Annotated in this window: 16 protein-coding genes and 1 tRNA gene; 11 read left to right on the forward strand and 6 right to left on the reverse strand. The window is 66.1% G+C overall.

From position 1 onward, the window contains the following. Positions 1–9 precede the first annotated feature (9 nt). The 4 genes from FHJ30_RS08140 to FHJ30_RS08155 are packed head-to-tail and all read right to left on the reverse strand — an operon-like array spanning position 10 to position 4,287. Positions 10–1,149, reverse strand: a complete 1,140-nt coding sequence (locus tag FHJ30_RS08140) for a bifunctional 2-methylcitrate synthase/citrate synthase (RefSeq protein WP_139028813.1) — start codon at positions 1,147–1,149, stop codon at positions 10–12. Between the two features lie 60 nt (positions 1,150–1,209). After that, positions 1,210–2,115: a methylisocitrate lyase gene (prpB, locus tag FHJ30_RS08145; RefSeq protein ID WP_139028814.1), complete on the reverse strand. Its 906-nt coding sequence runs from the start codon at positions 2,113–2,115 to the stop codon at positions 1,210–1,212. Continuing rightward, on the reverse strand, positions 2,115–3,635 hold the full coding sequence (locus tag FHJ30_RS08150; RefSeq protein WP_139028815.1) for an MmgE/PrpD family protein: 1,521 nt from the start codon (positions 3,633–3,635) through the stop codon (positions 2,115–2,117). The genes prpB and FHJ30_RS08150 overlap by 1 nt, the downstream gene beginning before the upstream one ends. Then, positions 3,628–4,287 carry a GntR family transcriptional regulator gene (locus FHJ30_RS08155; RefSeq protein ID WP_139028816.1) on the reverse strand — a complete coding sequence of 220 codons (660 nt, stop codon included), beginning with the start codon at positions 4,285–4,287 and terminating at the stop codon, positions 3,628–3,630. The genes FHJ30_RS08150 and FHJ30_RS08155 overlap by 8 nt, the downstream gene beginning before the upstream one ends. A gap of 174 nt (positions 4,288–4,461) precedes the next feature. Between FHJ30_RS08155 and FHJ30_RS08160 the strand changes: the two genes are divergently transcribed. Continuing rightward, positions 4,462–6,354 (forward strand): AMP-binding protein, encoded by a 1,893-nt coding sequence (locus tag FHJ30_RS08160; protein WP_139028817.1) that lies wholly within the window; start codon positions 4,462–4,464, stop codon positions 6,352–6,354. A gap of 23 nt (positions 6,355–6,377) precedes the next feature. On the opposite strand, the gene FHJ30_RS08165 is transcribed toward FHJ30_RS08160, so the two are convergent. Together FHJ30_RS08165 and FHJ30_RS08170 are read right to left on the reverse strand one after the other, a co-directional pair. Continuing rightward, positions 6,378–7,091, reverse strand: coding sequence for a response regulator (locus FHJ30_RS08165; protein ID WP_139028818.1), 714 nt, complete (start codon positions 7,089–7,091; stop codon positions 6,378–6,380). Then, positions 7,088–8,722 carry an ATP-binding protein gene (locus FHJ30_RS08170; protein ID WP_139028833.1) on the reverse strand — a complete coding sequence of 545 codons (1,635 nt, stop codon included), beginning with the start codon at positions 8,720–8,722 and terminating at the stop codon, positions 7,088–7,090. The genes FHJ30_RS08165 and FHJ30_RS08170 overlap by 4 nt, the downstream gene beginning before the upstream one ends. A gap of 152 nt (positions 8,723–8,874) precedes the next feature. On the opposite strand from FHJ30_RS08170, the gene FHJ30_RS08175 reads away from it, so the two are divergent. The 10 genes from FHJ30_RS08175 to FHJ30_RS08220 all read left to right on the forward strand — a co-directional run bounded on the left by FHJ30_RS08175 (position 8,875) and on the right by FHJ30_RS08220 (position 18,499). Continuing rightward, positions 8,875–10,218, forward strand: coding sequence for a cation:dicarboxylate symporter family transporter (locus FHJ30_RS08175; RefSeq protein ID WP_139028819.1), 1,344 nt, complete (start codon positions 8,875–8,877; stop codon positions 10,216–10,218). 240 nt (positions 10,219–10,458) lie between these two features. Continuing rightward, positions 10,459–11,358: a ParA family protein gene (locus tag FHJ30_RS08180; RefSeq protein ID WP_013600617.1), complete on the forward strand. Its 900-nt coding sequence runs from the start codon at positions 10,459–10,461 to the stop codon at positions 11,356–11,358. A gap of 7 nt (positions 11,359–11,365) precedes the next feature. Then, positions 11,366–12,178 (forward strand): ScpA family protein, encoded by an 813-nt coding sequence (locus tag FHJ30_RS08185; protein ID WP_139028820.1) that lies wholly within the window; start codon positions 11,366–11,368, stop codon positions 12,176–12,178. Beyond that, positions 12,175–12,834 (forward strand): SMC-Scp complex subunit ScpB, encoded by a 660-nt coding sequence (locus FHJ30_RS08190; RefSeq protein ID WP_139028821.1) that lies wholly within the window; start codon positions 12,175–12,177, stop codon positions 12,832–12,834. Before FHJ30_RS08185 ends, FHJ30_RS08190 begins: the two co-directional genes overlap by 4 nt. A gap of 111 nt (positions 12,835–12,945) precedes the next feature. Further along, entirely contained in the window at positions 12,946–14,160 is a 1,215-nt protein-coding gene (locus FHJ30_RS08195; protein ID WP_139028822.1) for a pseudouridine synthase, read from the forward strand. 3 nt (positions 14,161–14,163) lie between these two features. Next, a complete protein-coding gene (locus FHJ30_RS08200; protein WP_139028823.1) occupies positions 14,164–15,273 on the forward strand; it encodes a prephenate dehydrogenase in 1,110 nt (369 codons plus the stop codon). Then, a complete protein-coding gene (gene cmk, locus FHJ30_RS08205; RefSeq protein ID WP_139028824.1) occupies positions 15,273–15,986 on the forward strand; it encodes a (d)CMP kinase in 714 nt (237 codons plus the stop codon). Before FHJ30_RS08200 ends, cmk begins: the two co-directional genes overlap by 1 nt. 46 nt (positions 15,987–16,032) lie before the next feature. Beyond that, positions 16,033–16,713: a 1-acyl-sn-glycerol-3-phosphate acyltransferase gene (locus FHJ30_RS08210; RefSeq protein ID WP_171058968.1), complete on the forward strand. Its 681-nt coding sequence runs from the start codon at positions 16,033–16,035 to the stop codon at positions 16,711–16,713. A 10-nt stretch (positions 16,714–16,723) separates the two neighbouring features. Then, complete coding sequence (gene der, locus FHJ30_RS08215; protein WP_139028825.1) at positions 16,724–18,274, forward strand: ribosome biogenesis GTPase Der; 1,551 nt, start codon at positions 16,724–16,726, stop codon at positions 18,272–18,274. A 148-nt stretch (positions 18,275–18,422) separates the two neighbouring features. Continuing rightward, positions 18,423–18,499, forward strand: a tRNA-Pro gene (locus FHJ30_RS08220). Positions 18,500–18,651: the final 152 nt, after the last annotated feature.

Genomic DNA, 18,651 nt, shown 5'->3' on the forward strand with positions numbered 1-18,651 from the left:
GGGCGGGGGTTACGGCAGGTGCCGCTCCTCGGGCCCGTTGTACTCGCTGAGCGGCCGGATCAGCGAATTGGAGTCCAACTGCTCCATGATGTGAGCCGTCCAGCCCGTGATGCGGCTGGCAACGAACAGGGGAGTGAACGTTGCCGTATCGAAGCCCATTAGGTGGTAGGTGGGCCCTGCCGGGTAGTCGAGGTTGGGCTTGATGGCCTTGGCCTCGTCCATGGCCATTTCCAGCCCCTGGTACAGGCCCAGGATTTCCGGACGCCCGTAGTGGGCGATCATCTTGTCCAGCGCAGCCTTCATGGTGGGCACCCTGGAGTCGCCGTGCTTGTACACACGGTGGCCGAAGCCCATCACCTTCTTCTTCTGGGCGAGCGCGTTTTCCATCCACGCCTTGGCGCGTGCTGCCGCCTCCTCAAGGGACTCCTCCGGCCGGATCCCGATCTCGTCAAAAGTGTGCATGACGGCCTCGTTGGCGCCGCCGTGCAGCGGTCCCTTCAGCGCACCGATGGCTCCGGTGACGGCCGAGTGCAGGTCCGAAAGCGTGGAGGTGATGACCCGTGCCGTGAAGGTCGAGGCGTTGAAGCTGTGCTCCGCATACAGGATCATGGAAACGTTGAAAGCCTCCACCACCTCCGGCACCTGCTCCTCGCCGAAGGCCATCCAGAGGAAGTTTGCCGAGTAGCCAAGATCGTCCCGAGGCTCCACGACGCCGTGGCCGTGCCGCCGGCGCTGGTCGTAGGCCACAACGGCCGGCATCGCCGCGAACAGGTCCACCGCCTTGGCCATGTTGGCCTCCCGCGACGAATCCTCCGCCAGCGGGTGCCTCGCCCCCATCACGGAAGCTGCCGTGCGGCACACGTCCATGGGGTGCGAACTGGTGGGCAGCGCATCGACAACCTGCTTGACCACCGGGTCCAGGGCGCGCCCGGCCTTCTCCCGCGCGGTGAATTCGGCAAGCTGGTCCTGGCTGGGCAGTTCCCCGTTCCAAAGCAGGTACGCAACTTCCTCGAAGCTGCACCGGGCGGCGAGCTCCTGGACCGGGTAGCCGCGGTACAGCAGTGAGTTGGTGTCCGGGTTGACCTTCGAGACGGCTGTGTAATCCACTACGACGCCGGCGAGACCCTTTTTGATGTCCTGTTCAGCCATGCTGAAACTCCCTTGTTCCTGTCGCCTTTCGGATGCCGGCCGCGGCCGGCGGTGGTCGTTTTAGTGCTTCCCGGGGACTTGGAAATTGAAGACCCCGGTGTCGAAGCGGTTGTAGGCCTCGTAGTCAACGAGGTCGTACAGCCGCGCACGGGTCAGCATGCTGCCCACCTGTGCCTCCTGTGTTCCCTCAGCCTTGATCGAGTCCAGCGTACGCTCAGCAGCGCCCATGGCACTACGGAGCAGGGTCACCGGATAAATCACCATGTTCACGCCCACCCCAGCCAGCTGGTCCACGGTGAAGAGTTCGCTTTTTCCGAACTCCGTCATGTTGGCCAGGATCGGCACGTCCACGGCGTCGCGGATGGCCTGGAACTCGTCCAGGGTGGCCATCGCCTCGGGAAAAATGGCGTCCGCGCCGGCGTCCACAAGGGCTTTTGCGCGGTCCTGGGCTGCTTGGAGGCCATCCGTGGCGCGGATGTCGGTGCGGGCCATGATGAGGAAGTTCGGGTCCCGCCGTGAATCCGCTGCCGCACGGATGCGTTTGGTGGCGGTCTCGAGGTCCACCACGTTCTTGCCGTCCAGGTGGCCGCAGCGCTTGGGGTTGAACTGGTCCTCGATGTGCAGCCCGGCGAGGCCGGCATTCTCGATCTCCTGGACAGTGCGGGCCACGTTCATCGGTTCACCGAACCCGGTGTCGGCATCCACGATCGCGGGCAGGTCCGTCATGCGGGCGATCTGTCCGGCGCGGGTGGCGACTTCGGTGAGGGTGGTCAGGCCGATGTCCGGCAGGCCGAGGTCGTTGGCCAGCACGGCGCCGGAGATGTAAACGCCGGCGAACCCCTTTTCCTCGATGAGCCGGGCCGAGAGGGGGTTGAAGGCTCCGGGGAACTGCTGGATGGTTCCGGAGGCCAGCAGCTCCCGGAACCGGATCCGCTTCTGCTCTGGCGTGGTCTTGGAGTACAGCATCAGAAGAGGCCCTTCGGCGCGGCCGCGAAGTCGATGACCCCCGGTGCCGCAGTGATGTTCAGCTGGTCCAGCTCACCGGCGGCGAGTTCCGGGAGGCGTTCGACGGCGGCCAGGAACCTTTCGATTTCGGCCTCCTCCACGAGTCCGGCGGCGAGGGTGCGGAACTTGTTGACGTACTGCTCGCGGCCGAAGGGCCGGGCGCCGAGCGGGTGTGCATCCGCCACGGCGATCTCGTCCGTGATCACGGTGCCGTCCGCCAGGGTGATCTCCACGGAACCGCCGAAGGCCTTCTCGGCAATGTCCAGGGAGTGGTAGCGCCGCGTCCACTCGGGATCTTCCTCGGTGCTCACCTTCTGCCACAGGTCCACCGTGTCCGGCCGGGCGGCGCGTTCGGGGGCGTAGGAGTCCACGTGGTGCCACGCCCCATCCTGCAGCGCCACGGTAAAGATGTACGGGATGGAGTGGTCCAGGGTTTCCCGGCTGGCCTTGGGATCGTACTTCTGCGGATCGTTGGCGCCGGAGCCAATGACGTAGTGCGTGTGGTGGCTCGTTTTGATCAGTACGGACTTCACGTTCGCAGGATCGGTGGCTTCCGGGTGCTCACGGTTGAGCTTCCGGGCGAGGTCGATCCACGCCTGGGCCTGGTACTCGGCGGAATGTTCCTTGGTGTAGGTGTCCAGGATGGCGCGCTTGGCTTCCCCCGCCTCCGGCAGGGGGACCAGGTAGGACGCGTCCGGGCCGTCCAGCATCCACGCGATCACGCCGTCCTCGCCCTCGTAAATGGGAACCGGGGAGGTCTGGCCGCGCATGGCACGGTCCGCCGCCTCTACCGCCATCTTCCCGGCGAAGGCAGGAGCATGCGCCTTCCAGGTGGAGATCTCGCCCTTCCGCGACTGCCGCGTGGCGGTGGTGGTGTGCAGTGCCTGGCCGACGGACTGGAAGATGGTTTCGACGTCGAGCCCCAGCAGGGTGCCGATACCCGCCGCTGCCGACGGGCCAAGGTGGGCGACGTGGTCGATCTTGTGCTTGTGCAGGCAGATGGCCTTGACCAGGTTCACCTGGATCTCGTACCCGGTGGCGATGCCCCTCACGAGGTCGTGTCCGCTGGCTCCGGTGTGCTGGGCAACCGCAAGGATCGGCGGGATGTTGTCCCCCGGGTGTGAATAGTCGGCGGCCAGGAAGGTGTCGTGGTAGTCCAGTTCGCGCACCGCCACCCCGTTGGCCCACGCCGCCCATTCGGGGGAAACGCGCTCGCCGATACCAAAGACCTTGGCTCCCTGGCCGCCCGTGCTGGGACCATGGGCCAGGGCCTGGGCCCGGGCCGCCACGATGGGGCCGCGGTTCAAGGACGCGATGGCCACCGATGCGTTGTCGATCACCCGGTTGATCACCATGTCCGTGACCTCGTCGGTGACGGCGACGGGATCGGTGGCAACCTTGGCGATCTTGTAGGCGAGCTGCTCTTCGCGGGGCAGGTTCTCCTCGCTCTTGTAAACGCGGACGTGGTGTTCCTTAACCATGGTGCTCCTTGTCATGAGGCGTGTGCGTGTTTTTGACGTGTGAAAGGCTTCTGTGCAGGTGGAGGGTGGTGGCTGCCTCGGCCAGCCGGGGATTGCCGAGGGCTATCGCTTCAGCGATGGCCGCATGCTCGGCCGCGGCGGCAGTGAGCCGCTGTGCGTCATCCGCGGCCAGCCTGCGCACCCGGACCAGGTGCACGCGCAGTCCGCGCATGGACTGGGCCAGGTAGGAGTTGGAGGCAGCAGCGTCGATCGCCGCGTCGAGGCGCCCCGCGAGGTCGTAATAGGCGTGGCGGCCCGGATCGCTGCCGTCGATGAGGGCCGGTGCTTCCAGGAGTTCCTTCTGCAGCTGCAGAAAGACGGCAGAGTCGCCGCGTTCGGCGGCCAGGGCGGCGGCTTTGCACTCCAGCGTTTCGCGGAGCTCGAACAGTTCGTCGATGTCGTCGAGTGAAACATCGGTGACGACGACGCCGCGGCTGCCTGCCGTCGTCGTCAGCCCTTCCGCCGTCAGCCGGCTCAGCGCCTCCCGAAGCGGGGTGCGCGAGACACCAAGGCGTTCCGACTGCTCCACCTCTGCCAGAACGGTCCCCGGCAGGAGGCGCCACTCCGTGATGTCATCACGCAGCGCTTCATAAGCCCTGTCGCTGGCGCGCATCCTTGCCTCCTTCGATGGTTTGCCTCTCCAGTGTATACAGAAGAGCGCAAAAAGCCACAGGTCCGCGGATCTAGACCCTACACTTCTTGACGAGTGTATACATTGCCCTTGTTTTCCCTCCAACGGGCGGGCTAGCATGGCGTCATCACAATGTCGTGGATGGGATGCACTTTTATGGTCACCAACAGCTATCGGGACACGTACGAACAAAGCCTCCGGGAGCCGGAGGAGTTCTGGCTCAGCACCGCCGGCAAGGTTTCCTGGTCAACGGAACCCCAGCGCGCCCTGGATTCAGGTAACGCTCCGCTGTACGGCTGGTTTCCGGACGGCGTCCTGAATACTTCCTACAACGCCCTGGACCGCCACGTGGAGGCCGGCCGGGGGGACCAGGATGCGCTGATCTACGATTCGGCCATGCTTGGCGTCCAGCGGCGGTTCAGCTACGCGGAACTCACCGGGCTGGTGGAGCGCTTTGCCGGTGCCTTGCGCAACCGCGGTGTTGGCAAGGGTGACCGGGTGGTGATCTACATGCCGATGATTCCCGAGGCCGCCATTGCCATGCTCGCAACTGCGCGGCTTGGGGCGGTGCATTCCGTGGTGTTTGGCGGCTTCGCCCCCAAGGAGCTCGCTTCGCGCATCCGGGATGCCGCCCCAGCGCTGGTGGTCACTGCCTCGGGCGGAATCGAGCCCTCACGCCGCATCGAATACCTCCCCGCCGTCGCGGACGCCCTCGCCCTGGCAGGTGCGCCGGATCTCCCCGTCATTGTCGCGGCACGGGAAGGTTTCGCCGCCACGGCAGCGGACCACGGCTGGCTGGACTGGGATACTGAAATGGCCGCCGCGGAACCGGCCGGGCCCGTGGACGTCGCTGCCACGGATCCGCTGTACATCCTGTACACCTCCGGTACTACCGGTACGCCCAAGGGCGTGGTCCGGGACAACGGCGGACACGCCGTCGCCCTCAGCTGGACGCTCGAAAACATCTACGGCATCGGTCCCGGGGACGTCATGTGGACCGCGTCGGATGTCGGCTGGGTAGTGGGGCACTCCTATATCGTGTACGGCCCGCTGCTGGCCGGCGCCACAACAGTCCTCTACGAGGGAAAACCGGTGGGAACCCCGGACGCCGGTGCTTTTTGGCGTGTTGTCCAGGACCACGGCGTCAACGTGCTGTTCACGGCGCCCACGGCGCTGCGGGCCATCCGGAAGGCGGACCCGGAGGCTGCCCTGCTCGGCGCATACGACATCTCCAGCCTGCGCACCCTCTTCACGGCAGGGGAGCGCCTGGATACGGACACGTTCCACTGGGCCTCGCAGACGTTGCATGTTCCGGTGGTGGACCACTGGTGGCAAACGGAGACGGGCTGGGCCATTTGTGCCAATCCCCGCGGACTGGAAGAACTGCCCATCAAACCTGGTTCGCCCAGCGTTCCCATGCCGGGGTTCAAGCTCCGCATCGTGGATGGCCTCGGGGAGGATATGGGGCCGGGAAGCGAGGGCAACATCGTGCTGGGGCTGCCGCTGCCGCCCGGGACGCTGGCCACGCTCTGGGGCGACGACGAACGCTACATCTCCTCCTACCTGCAGGCTTTCGAAGGCTGCTACGCCACGGGTGACTCCGGCTACCAGGACGGCGACGGCTACGTGTTCGTCATGGGGCGGACTGACGACATCATCAACGTTGCGGGGCACCGGCTCTCCACCGGTGCCATGGAACAGGTCATTGGGCAACACCCGGCAGTGGCTGAGTGCGCGGTGATCGGCCTCGCGGATCCGCTCAAGGGCCAGCGTCCCAGCGGCTACGTTGTGCTGAAGTCCGGGGTCGAGGTGCCGGAGGACGTCCTGGTCAAGGACCTGGTGGCGCTGGTCCGCCGGGATATCGGCGCCGTTGCGGACTTTAAGCACGTCACCGTTGTTGAAGCCCTGCCCAAGACCCGGTCCGGGAAAATCCTCCGCAAGACCATGCGCCAGATTGCGGACGGCGAGGAGTACACAGTGCCCTCAACGATCGAGGACGCCGGGGTGATAGACCAGCTCATCGGCACCCTCCGTCCCACGGCGGGTTGAACCTTCCGGAACCCCGGCGCGGCTCAGCGCCCGTTCCAGCGGTATTCGTTCTCCGGCCTGCCCGGGGTCCCGTAGCGGGCAGTCCTGGCGACCGTCCCCGCATCGGCAAGGTACTCCAGGTAGCGCCGTGCTGTGACGCGGGACATGCCCAGGGCGTCCATCACTTCCGTGGCCGAGACGGCATCGCTCTGCTGCTTGACGAAGTCCTGCACTGAGCCCAGCGTGGAAACCGAGAGGCCCTTGGGCAGGGGGAGTTCCGAGGGCGCCCGCAGGCTGGCGAAGGCCTGGTCCACTTCGCTTTGGGACGCGCCGGTCTTTCCGGATCCCGCGTTCGGGCCGGCGAGCTGCTGCCGGAACTGCCGGTAGCTTTCCAGCTTGTCCGCGAAGGTGGCGAACGTGAACGGCTTGATCAGGTACTGGACCACCCCGATGGCCACCGCGTTCCGGACGATCGCCAGTTCCCGCACCGCCGTGATGGCGATGATGTCCGCCAGGATACCGGCCGCCCGCATCCGCCGAGCAATGTCCAGCCCGTGGAGGTCCGGAAGGTTCATGTCCAGGAGGACCAGCTCCACAGGGTTTCCTGCCGCGGACAACTCACTGAGCAGGCGGAGGGCAGACTGGCCGTCAGGGGCGCTGCCGGCCAGCTCAAAGCCCGGCAACCGCCCGATGTAGGCAGCGTGCGCGGCTGATGCGATGGCCTCGTCCTCAACGACGAGGACCCGGATGTTGCTCACGGGGTGTGCTCCTTCTGCGGGGACACCGCTGCGGGAAGAAATACTTCGAACTTCGCTCCGCGCCGTCCGTTGATGGTCAGCGTACCTCCCAGGCGCTGTACCGCCTGCCGGACCAGCGCCAGCCCGATGCCCCGTCCGCCCGGTCCGGAAGGCTTCGTGCTGAAGCCGTGCCGGAAGATATTGTCCGCGGCCTGGGCGTCCAGGACGGCGCCGGAATCGTGGACGGCGATGTCCAGCCCTTCCTCGTCCGACTCCACTGTCAGCTCCACCCGCCGCGGCGGCGGAGCGTCGGCGGCCGCATCAATCGCGTTGTCCAGCAGGTTTCCCAGGATGGTGACCAGGTCCTGCACGGCGACCCCCGCCACACTACCGGAACCCAGCGTCGCAACGTCCAGCTGGACCCCCCGTTCGTGCGCTTCGGCCACCTTGCCCATGACCAGGGCGCCCAGCACGGGCTCATCCACCGAGCTGACCATGTCATCGGTCAGCTGCTGGCTCAGTTCCAGGTCCCGGGTGGCAAAGTCCAGGGCTTCCTGTGTCCGGCCGAGCTCCAGAAGGGAGACCATGGTGTGGAGCCTGTTGGCGTGCTCGTGCGTCTGGGCGCGGAGCGCGCCCGAAAGGGTGCGCATGGTTTCCAGTTCGTTCCCCAACGCCTCGATCTCGGTCCGGTCCCGCAGGGTGGCCACCGTGCCGTAGACAGCTGTCCGGCCGCGGTTCCCCGGCGCCCCGGGCGCCTTGGCCGGTCCCTGGTTAACCACCAGGACCCGCGAACCAGTGAGGACAATCTCGTCCTTGGCAGTCCGCCCGGACTCGAACAACTCCCGGAGCTCCTCCTCAAGCGGCAGTTCCGCCAGCGACGGCGGCCGGGTAGGGTCCTTGCTGCCGGCACCCTCCAGGCCCAGCAGTTCTGCCGCCTGGTCGTTGTACATCACCACACGGCCCTTGGCATCGATGAGGATCAGCCCTTCCCGCACCGAGTGCAGGACGGACTCGTAGTACGCGAACAGCTGCGAGAGCTGCTCCGGCCCCCAGCCGCGCGTGACCCGCCGGAGATACCGGCCCAGCAGCCAGGAGGCCAGCGAGCCTCCCACCAGCAGGGCAAGGCCGATCGCCAACAGGGCAGGCAGGCGTCCGGCAACGGCAACATCCACAGTGCGTACCGTGACACCCACCGCCACCAGCGCCTTCACGTCGCCCGCTTCATCCTTGACCGGGACGATCGTCCGCACTGACGGGCCCAGCGTCCCCGCCGTCACTTCCGTGTACTGCTCACCCCGCAGCGCAGCGTCAATCGAGCCGATGTATGGCCGTCCGATTTCCTCCCCGCGCGGGTGCGTCCAACGGGTCCTGTCGGGAGCCATGATGGTGACGAAGTCGACGTCGGCTGCGGACATAACGTCGCTGGCGTAGGGCTGCAGGACTGCTGAGGGGTCCGGCCCGCCGGCCGCCTCCAGCACCAGAGGGCTCGCCGCAATCGAAGCGGCAATCCCCGCCATCCGCACGCCGGCCTCGTCATAGGCGCGGTCACGGGCATCAACGAACGTGGCCGAACCAACAATCGCGATGAACACCACCACAATCAGCAGGTTCGCCACGAAGAGCCGGCGGGCGATACTCCAGGGGTGGATCATCCGTACCTCCCACGCGCCTTCCACGACCAATATGAACGCAACGGTGAGCTGGGTCACGGCGTACCCAATGATGGATATCACACCGGAGGACGTGTTGAGCCCAGAGACTGTGCCGCAGCGTCTATCAGATTATCCATATAAGGAGACACACCATGGCTTCTCAACGAGGAGAGTCGCTTGACACCGTGAAGACGCGGCGCAAGGGCATCGACAAATCCCACTACCTCTACATCGCCGTCATCGCCGCCGTGATCCTCGGCGCCGTGGTGGGCCTGATGTTTCCGGAAGTCGGCAAGTCCCTCAAGCCGCTCGGCGACGGATTCATCAAACTCATCAAGATGATGATCGCCCCGATCATCTTCTGCACCATCGTCCTGGGCATCGGCTCGATCGCGAAGGCTGCCACGGTAGGCAAGGTAGGCGGCCTGGCACTGGGCTACTTCGTCCTGATGTCGACGTTCGCGCTCGCCATCGGCCTGGTGGTGGGCAACCTGATCCACCCGGGCGAGGGCCTGAAGCTTGCCCCCTACGACCCCAACAAGAAGGCGGAAGTAGACAGCACCGTTGCCTTCCTCCTCGGCATCATTCCCGGAGACATCCCCGTCCTCCCCACCCTCTTTGCCGCCCTCCTCGTAGGGTTCGCCCTCCAGAAGATGGGCCCCCAGGGCGCCCCCATCCTCAAGGCCATCGGCCACGGCCAGGTCCTCGTATTCCGCATCCTGATCATGATCATGTGGCTTGCCCCCGTGGGCGCCTTCGGTGCCATCGCCGCCGTCGTGGGAGCCACCGGCTTCCAGGCCATCGTTAGCATGTTCACCCTGATGGCCGCCTTCTACATCACCTGCGCACTGTTCATCGTGATCATCCTCGGCGGCCTGCTCAAGGTTGTCACGGGCGTCAACATCTTCAAGCTGATGAAGTACCTGGGCCGCGAATACTTGCTCATCTTCTCCACGTCCTCCTCCGAAGCTGCCCTGCCCCGCCTGATCGCCAAGATGGAACACCTCGGTGTCTCCAAGCCCGTTGTTGGCGTCACGGTGCCCACCGGCTACTCCTTCAACCTTGACGGCACGGCCATCTACCTGACCATGGCCTCCCTGTTCGTTGCCAACGCCATGGGCACGCCGCTGGACCTGGGCGCCCAGGTCTCCCTGCTGATCTTCATGATCATTGCCTCCAAGGGTGCAGCCGGTGTCACCGGTGCCGGCCTTGCCACGCTCGCTGCCGGCCTCCAGGCACACAAGCCCGAGCTGCTGGGCGGCGTGGGCATGATCGTGGGCATCGACCGGTTCATGTCCGAGGCCCGCGCCTTGACCAACTTCACCGGCAACGCCGTCGCCACCGTCCTGATCGGCACGTGGGTCAAGGAGATCGACGGCGACCAGGTCAACCAGGTGCTCTCCGGCGAACTGCCCTTCGACGAGCAGACCATGATTGCCGGCCACGGCCACGCGGCCCCCGCAGACGAGGCGCGCCCCGTTCCCGCCGCCGTCTAGCACCAGTCCGGATTCCACTCCGGATAACCACAGCAGCCCCCGCAGCCCTGGCCGCGGGGGCTGCCGCATGTCCGGAACGCTACCAACCTTCGACCTCAGCTAGAGGGTAAAGGCTCAACATGGGCCGAAAGTCAAGTTCCCTCGAATGCCGTGTCGGTCGCTGTAACCTTGGGAAGAAGAAGGAACGGCGCTGGCAATCAGCGGCAGGAAATCACCGTCATCGAAAGTGTGGATAGATACGTGAGCAGCGAACAGGGTTCAGCAACTCTGGAGGGCACGGAATTTGACCTGGACAACGCGGTGATGGGCCCCACCGGGCGCCCATACCGCGAGTTCCCGGAACCCGCGCCGCTGTCCTCCCACGGTCCGGCCCGGGTCATCGCCATGGTGAACCAGAAGGGCGGCGTCGGTAAGACCACCTCAACGATCAACCTCGCTGCAGCCCTGGCAGAGTACGGCCGCCGCGTCCTCCTGGTGGATTTCGATCCGCAGGGTGCGCTTTCGGCGGGCCTCGGCGTGAACCCCCACGAGCTGGACCTCACTGTCTACAACGTGCTGATGGACCGCAAAGTGGATATCCGCGACGCCATCCACCAGACCGGCGTCGAGAACGTCGACCTCCTGCCGGCCAACATCGACCTCTCCGCTGCCGAGGTCCAGCTCGTCAACGAGGTGGCGCGCGAGCAGGTCCTGGACCGGGCCCTCAAGAAGGTCGAGGATGACTATGACGTCGTCCTCATCGACTGCCAGCCCTCCCTGGGGCTCCTGACCGTCAATGCCCTCACTGCGGCGCACGGCGTCATCATTCCGCTGATCTGCGAATTCTTCGCCCTCCGCGCCGTGGCGCTGCTGGTGGAAACCATCGACAAGGTGCAGGACCGGCTTAACCCGCGACTGCAGGTGGACGGGGTACTCGCCACGATGTACGACGCCCGGACGCTGCACAGCCGCGAGGTCATCACCCGGCTCGTGGAGGCCTTCGGAGACAAGGTCTTCGAGACCGTCATCAAGCGCTCCATCAAATTCGCGGACGCCACCGTGGCCGCCGAGCCGATCACCAGTTACGCCGGCAACCACGTGGGGGCCGACGCCTACCGCCGGCTTGCCAAAGAGCTGATCTCGCGCGGCGGCGCACCCTAGCCACGCCGTGGCCGAAACCAAGCCCGGCTTCGAGGTGCGGCTGGCCAACTTCACGGGTCCGTTCGACCTCCTGCTGGGACTGATCGCCAAGCACCAGCTGGACATCACCGAGGTGGCCATCGCCACGGTGACCGACGAATTCATCAAGTACATCCGGAAGCTGCAGGAACTGGGCGAGGACTGGGCCCTGGACGAAGCAAGCGAATTCCTGGTGATCGCCGCGACCCTGCTGGACATCAAAGCCGCAAGGCTCCTTCCTGCCGGGGAAGTGGAAGACGATGAGGACATGGCCCTGCTGGAAGCCAGGGACCTGCTCTTCGCCCGGCTCCTCCAGTACAAGGCCTTCAAGCAGGTTGCCGGGCTCCTGGGCGAAACCCTGCACCAGGAAGCCCGGCGTTTTCCCCGGCAGGTGGCGCTGGAGGAACACTTCGCGGCCATGCTCCCTGAACTCGTCTGGAAGCACACTCCAAAACAGTTCGCCGCCCTGGCCGAAGCTGCCCTGCAACCCAAGGCGCCCAAGCCCACGGAAGTCGGGCTGGGCCACCTCCACGGCGGCCAAGTCAGCGTCAAGGAGCAGGCGGAGATCGTGGGGCTGCGGCTCCAGAAGGAATCGCCGCTGACCTTCCGGGCCATCATTGCCGACGCCGAATCCACCCTGGTGGTGGTGGCCAGGTTCCTGGCCCTGCTGGAACTGTTCCGGGACAAGGCAGTGTCCTTCGACCAGCTTTCGCCGCTGGCGGACCTCGCCGTCCACTGGACTGCCGGCGGCCGGCAGTGGTCCGCTGAAAACCTGAGCGAAGAATTCGAGGAGCAGCTGTGACCAGTGAAGCTACGGAAAGCACGCGCCCGGGGGAGGACCTCGAAAACCTTCCCGGCGGGGCAAAAGCTGCCATCGAGGCCGTCCTGATGGTCATCGACCAGCCGGCAACAGAGGACGAGCTGGCTGCTGGCCTTGGGCTGACCGTTGAAACGGTCAGCGCCCTGCTGGCCGAACTTCAGCGCGAGTATACCGGCTATACTGTTAAAGCCCCGGATATGGAACAAGCCAGCGCCGCTGGTTTCGGCTCCAGCCCCCGGGGTTTTGAATTGCGGAACATCGCCGGTGGCTGGCGGATCTATTCCCGCGCGGAATTCGCCGACATTGTCGGCAAATACGTGCTGGAAGGACAAACGGCCAGGCTTACCCAGGCGGCCTTGGAAACGCTGGCGGTCATCGCGTACCGGCAGCCCGTCTCCAGGGCAAGGGTGTCCGCAATCCGGGGTGTCAATGTCGACTCCGTTGTCAGGACACTCGCCCAGCGCGGGTTGATCGAGGATTCGGGAACGGATCCGGAGTCCGGGGCCATTCTCTACCGGACCACATCGTATTTCCTGGAGCGGATGGGAATCGGCTCGGTGGCCGAGCTGCCGCAGCTGTCTCCACATCTTCCAGGTTTGGACGGCATCGCGGAGTACTACGACGCCGAAGGGATCTAGGTAGGTTCGCCCTGCCTGGGCAAAGAGTATTTATCAGGGCAGACTATTTCTGCACGGCTGGTTAAGGTTGTCTGTGGACACCTTTCCGGCCAAACAATTGAAGGACGGGTCATGACACAGGCGGGACGCCAGGGTTCACCACGTAACAGTTCGGGACGCAACGGTTCGGGACGAAACACAACACAGCGCAACACCTCCCAGGGGGGCAGTTCAGCGGGCGGATTCCGCGGCGGTGCCCCCAAGCGGGGCGGCGGGTTCGGCACTGACCGTCCGCAGCGCGCGCCCAAGCCGCGCGAGGAGCGCTTCATCGATCCGGATTTGGCCTCCGACGGCCCCCAGCAGGGCCGCGGCGCCGTCGATCCCAGGGCCGCCAAGCCTTCCTCCCGGAAGCCCGCAGCGCGCAAACCCGGTGCCAAGAAAGCACCGGGAACGCCGGGCGCACTCAAGCCGAAGCCGCGTACCGGCGCCCCCGGGGCCGCAGCCTCACGCGCCTTCGGAAGCGAACGCTTCGGCCAGAACCTGGGGCCCGTCCGCAGGCCGTCCCGCAAGAAGGGACCCCGGGGCGATGTTCCCCAGTCGGAGCTTCACGACGCCGACGGCGTACGCCTGCAGAAGGTCATGGCCTCTGCGGGGGTCGCCTCCCGCCGCGTCTGCGAAGAGATGATCGCCGAGGGGCGGGTGGAGGTGGACGGCCAGGTTGTCACCGAACTCGGCGTCCGCGTCGACCCCAAGACCGCCGTCATCCATGTGGACGGGCTCCGGATCCAGCTGGACGAGGACCTGGTGTACATGGTGTTCAATAAGCCCAAGGGCGTCGTTTCCACCATGGAGGACCCCGAGGGGCGCCCCTGCATCAGCGACTTCCTCAAGAACAGCAAGAACAAGGGCGAACGCCTGTTCCACGTTGGCCGCCTGGACGTCGCCACCGAGGGGCTGCTCCTGCTGACGAACGACGGCGAACTCGCCAACCGACTGACGCACCCTTCCTACGAGGTCCCCAAGACCTACCTCGTGCAGGTCCGCGGTCCGTTCCCGCAGGGCATTGGTGCCCAGCTCAAGGAGGGCGTGGAACTTGAGGACGGCTTTGCGTCCGTGGACTCCTTCCGGCTGGTGGACTCCACACCGGGCCACGTCCTGATCGAGGTGGTCCTGCACTCGGGCAAGAACCGTATTGTCCGCCGCCTGTTTGACGCCGTTGGCTTCCCGGTCCTGCGGCTGGTCCGCGTAAAGGTGGGCCCCATCGGCCTGGGTGACCAGCGCCAGGGCAGCATCCGCAACCTCGGCAAGCAGGAAGTCGGCCATCTGCTGGCATCCGTAGGGCTCTGAGGCATGTCCGCTTTCCACAGCCAGGGCCGCGGGCACCTGGACGGCCCGGTCGTGGTCCTCGGCACCGGCCTGTTGGGCACCAGCATCGGACTGGGCCTGCGCGGCCGGGGTGTCCCGGTGTTCCTGTCCGATCCCTCGCCCACCAACCAGGCGGTAGCCGTGGACATCGGGGCGGGCCGGCCGCTGGCTGAGCTGGGCGGCAGGGTTCCGCAGCTGGTGGTGGTCGCGGCTCCGCCCGACGTCACGGCGGATGTCGTGGCAGCGGCCCTGTCCGACTACCCTGACTCGGTTGTGGTGGATATCGCCAGCGTGAAGGCGGAGATCCTGGAGCAGCTGCGCCGCAGCGGCGTTGACCTGTCCCGCTACGTTGGCACGCACCCCATGGCCGGACGGGAAAAGTCCGGTCCCGTGGCCGCGCGGGGCGAGCTGTTCACCTCGATGCCGTGGGTGGTGTGCCCGTCTGAGGAGACGTCGGGCTCCGCCCTGCAGACGGCCCGTTCCCTGGCCACAGACCTGGGCGCCGTCGTCTCCCAGTTCACCCCCGACGAACACGACGAAGCCGTGGCCCTGGTCTCGCACCTGCCCCAGGTCATGTCCTCGCTGGTGGCGAGCCGGTTGCAGGGCACACCCCTGCACGCGCTGTCCCTGGCCGGCAACGGCCTGCGCGACGTCACCCGCATTGCTGCCAGTGATCCCGCCCTGTGGGTCCAGATCCTTGGCGGCAACGCGGCGAAGGTGGTGGACATCCTCTACGGCGTCCGGGAAGACCTCAACCGGCTGATCGGCACCCTGGAAAAGCCGACAGCCCCCGGGGCGCGGCTGGACCTGGCCCAGCTCATGAGCGAGGGCAACGCCGGCCAGGCACGCATTCCGGGCAAGCACGGCGGACCGCCGCAGGCATACTCCTGGCTGACGGTCCTGGTTGACGACAAACCGGGTCAGATCGCGCGGCTCCTGACCGAAATCGGTGAGATCGGCGTCAACCTGGAGGACCTCCGCCTGGACCACTCGTCCGGCCAAAACGTGGGTATGGTGGAAATATCCGTGTTGCCGAACAAGCACGACCACCTGATCGAAGCACTAAACGACCGCGGATGGCGGGTACTTCAGTAATGACACAGGAACTTCTCGACACCATGCCCGCGCTGCGCATCGGACGGCCGCTGGTGGTGGCCATTGACGGCCCCTCCGGGTCCGGCAAGTCCAGCGTCAGCAAGGAAGTGGCCCGCAGGCTCCGGCTCGCCTACCTGGACACGGGCGCGATGTACCGCGCCCTGACGTGGTACTGCGTCACCGAGGGAATCGACCTCGACGACGCCGCAGCCGTGGAACAGGCATCCCGGGACCTGGTGCTGGAACTGAGCACCAGCCCGCAGGACGAGTACGTCCGAGTGGACGGCGTGGACGTCACTGACGCCATCCGCGAACCGGCAATCTCCTCGGCCGTCAGCGCTGTGGCCACCACACTGGGCGCCCGGACGGAACTTATCCGCCGGCAGCGGGAACTGATTGAAAAGCACCACCGCCGCATGGTGGTCGAGGGCAGGGACATCACTACCGTCGTCGCGCCCGGCGCGGAAGTCCGCATGCTGCTGACCGCCAGTGAGGAAGCGCGGCTGCGCCGGCGTGGAATCCAGCTCGGCGGCACGCAGGACGCGGAACAGCTGGCCGCGCAGGTGACCCGCCGCGATGCCAGGGATTCCACGGTGGTGAACTTCACGAAGGCGGCCTCCGGTGTTGTCACCTTGGACTCGTCGGACCTCGACTTCGAGCAGACCGTCGCTGCAGCCCTGGTGATCGTCACGAAGGCCCTTAACCGTGACTGAGGGCGCGGCCACCACCTCCCGGCCAGGCATTCCGTCCGCGCTGACCATGACCTGGAGCCGGCCGGTGGGCTGGATCCTGGACCATATGGTGTACCGGACCACCGTCACGGGCAAGGACAACGTGCCCACGGGAGGCCCGGTGATTTTTGCCGCGAACCACATCAGCTTCCTGGACGGGCCGGTCATGTTCGGTGCCTCGCCACGGCCCATGCACATCCTGGTCAAACAGGAGATGTTCCAGGGATTCCTTGGCCGGGTCCTTACCGCCTCCGGGCAATTGCCTGTGGACCGGCGGGGCGACCGCGCAGCGCTGCAGCGCTGCAAGGAAGTGCTCGACGCCGGACGGTGCGTTGGGATCCTTCCCGAAGGTACGCGGGGGAGCGGGGCCGCGGCGGACATCAACAGCGGCGTGGCCTGGCTGGCGCTGAATTCCGGAGCCCCGGTGGTTCCGGTGGCGATCCTGGGGACCCGCAGGGGAGCGGAGCACCTCGATTCCGTGCCCCGGCCGGGCAGGCGCTTCCACGTCAGCTTCGGAAATGCCCTCACCCTTGCCCGCCGGGCAGGGGAAAGCGGGCGTGCTTCAATGGACAGGGCGGCGCTGGAAATCCGCGCCGCGCTGGCAGGGCACGTCCAGGACTCCATTCAACTCAGCGGGCAGCCACTGCCTTTCGCAGATGCCCGCCAAGACTTAACAGCAGTAGCCGGGACGCCGGCAGATGACCACTAAGGACAGTGCAATGAGCGATACGACTCAAACTCCCGGCCACCCCGGCGCCGGCGAAGACGAATACACGCCCACGGGCACGGACCAGGTGGCCGAAAGGCTGGCTGCCATTGACGACGACGAGGCAGAGCTCCGCGCCGCGTCCCTTCGGGCGGGCCTGGAGGACTACGACCTCGACGAGGAAGACGCCGCACTGCTCAGCGGCGACTACGGCGACGAGGACTTCGAAGGCCCCGTCAAGCTCGATCCCGTCCTGGCCATCATCGGCCGGCCGAACGTGGGCAAGTCCACGCTGGTGAACCGCATCCTCGGCCGCCGTGAAGCAGTGGTGGAGGACACCCCCGGCGTCACCCGCGACCGTGTCATGTACTCCGCCAACTGGAACGGCCGCAACTTCACCCTGGTGGACACGGGCGGCTGGGAGCACGATGCCCGCGGTATCCACGCCCGTGTTGCGGAGCAGGCCGAGATGGCCGTTGAACTCGCGGACGCCGTGCTCTTCGTGGTGGACTCCGCGGTGGGGGCTACCGCCACCGACGAAGGCGTTATGAAGATGCTGCGCCGCAGCAAGAAGCCGGTCATCATGGTGGCCAACAAAGTGGACGACTTTGCACAGGAGGCGGACTCGGCCACCCTGTGGGGCCTCGGCTTTGGCGAGCCGTACCCGGTGTCGGCCCTGCACGGGCGTGGGGTGGCGGACCTGCTGGACCACGTGATGGACGTACTCCCGGAGTTCTCCACCATTGAGGGAACTGACCGCTCCGGCGGCCCGCGGCGCATTGCCCTGATCGGCCGCCCCAACGTGGGCAAGTCCTCGCTTCTGAACAAGCTGGCGGGCACTGAGCGCGTGGTGGTGGACAACACCGCCGGAACCACCCGCGACCCCGTGGACGAGTTCATCGAGCTCGGCGGGCGGACCTGGCGCTTCGTGGACACCGCAGGCATCCGCCGCCGCCAGCACATGGCGCAGGGCGCCGACTTCTACGCCTCCCTGCGGACACAGGCAGCGCTCGAAAAGGCGGAGGTCGCCGTCGTGCTCCTCGCCGTTGATGAAGTCCTCAGCGAGCAGGACGTCCGCATCCTGCAGCTGGCCATTGAGTCCGGCCGCGCCCTGGTGCTGGCGTTCAACAAGTGGGACCTGCTCGACGACGAACGCCGGCGCTACCTGGAACGTGAAATCGAGCAGGACCTGGCCCACGTGAACTGGGCGCCCCGGGTGAACATCTCGGCCAAGACCGGGTGGCACAAGGACCGCCTGGTTCCCGCCCTGGACTTGGCCCTGGAGAACTGGGACAAGCGCATCGCCACGGGCCGCCTGAACGCTTTCCTCGGCGAACTCGTGGCCGCGCACCCGCACCCCGTCCGCGGCGGCAAGCAGCCCCGCATCCTCTTCGGCACCCAGGCGTCCAGCCGGCCGCCGAAGTTCGTGCTGTTCACCACCGGATTCCTGGACCCCGGATACCGCCGCTTCATCACCCGCCGGCTCCGGGAAACTTTCGGCTTCGAGGGCACGCCCATCGAGGTCAGCATGCGCGTGCGGGAAAAGCGCGGGAAGAAGCGTTAATTGCGACACACCTCGGGGCGGAATCCTGGAAAGTGTCACAGGCACCCTCCGGGATCGTGTAAGCTCTTCTAGGTGGTTCGGCCGGACTGCTGGTGGAAATCTTCGAATAAAACCGAAGATGCCGCACAGCGGAGAACGGCGGAACCAGCGGGCTGTAGCGCAGCTTGGTAGCGCACTTGACTGGGGGTCAAGGGGTCGCAGGTTCAAATCCTGTCAGCCCGACCAAAACACGACAGGCCGCCTTCGGAGACATCCGGAGGCGGCCTCTCGTGTTTAACTGGCAGGGTCCGGCAACCACCGCGGGCATCCCGCCCGATGAAACCTCAACCGGCACCATCGGGTGTGACCAAACCTGTCATCCTCTTTACTAAAACGCT

It is taken from the genome of Arthrobacter sp. BB-1, from assembly GCF_006151685.1.
GTDB lineage: Bacteria > Actinomycetota > Actinomycetes > Actinomycetales > Micrococcaceae > Arthrobacter.

What these genes read in the sequence shown, in the direction of transcription:
- FHJ30_RS08140 (WP_139028813.1), bottom strand. Translation starts at nt 1,149, where the DNA reads ATGGCTGAACAGGACATCAAAAAGGGTCTCGCCGGCGTCGTAGTGGAT.
- prpB (WP_139028814.1), bottom strand. Translation starts at nt 2,115, where the DNA reads ATGCTGTACTCCAAGACCACGCCAGAGCAGAAGCGGATCCGGTTCCGG.
- FHJ30_RS08150 (WP_139028815.1), bottom strand. Translation starts at nt 3,635, where the DNA reads ATGGTTAAGGAACACCACGTCCGCGTTTACAAGAGCGAGGAGAACCTG.
- FHJ30_RS08155 (WP_139028816.1), bottom strand. Translation starts at nt 4,287, where the DNA reads ATGCGCGCCAGCGACAGGGCTTATGAAGCGCTGCGTGATGACATCACG.
- FHJ30_RS08160 (WP_139028817.1), top strand. Translation starts at nt 4,462, where the DNA reads ATGGTCACCAACAGCTATCGGGACACGTACGAACAAAGCCTCCGGGAG.
- FHJ30_RS08170 (WP_139028833.1), bottom strand. Translation starts at nt 8,722, where the DNA reads ATGATCCACCCCTGGAGTATCGCCCGCCGGCTCTTCGTGGCGAACCTG.
- FHJ30_RS08175 (WP_139028819.1), top strand. Translation starts at nt 8,875, where the DNA reads ATGGCTTCTCAACGAGGAGAGTCGCTTGACACCGTGAAGACGCGGCGC.
- FHJ30_RS08195 (WP_139028822.1), top strand. Translation starts at nt 12,946, where the DNA reads ATGACACAGGCGGGACGCCAGGGTTCACCACGTAACAGTTCGGGACGC.
- FHJ30_RS08200 (WP_139028823.1), top strand. Translation starts at nt 14,164, where the DNA reads ATGTCCGCTTTCCACAGCCAGGGCCGCGGGCACCTGGACGGCCCGGTC.
- cmk (WP_139028824.1), top strand. Translation starts at nt 15,273, where the DNA reads ATGACACAGGAACTTCTCGACACCATGCCCGCGCTGCGCATCGGACGG.
- FHJ30_RS08210 (WP_171058968.1), top strand. Translation starts at nt 16,033, where the DNA reads ATGACCTGGAGCCGGCCGGTGGGCTGGATCCTGGACCATATGGTGTAC.
- der (WP_139028825.1), top strand. Translation starts at nt 16,724, where the DNA reads ATGAGCGATACGACTCAAACTCCCGGCCACCCCGGCGCCGGCGAAGAC.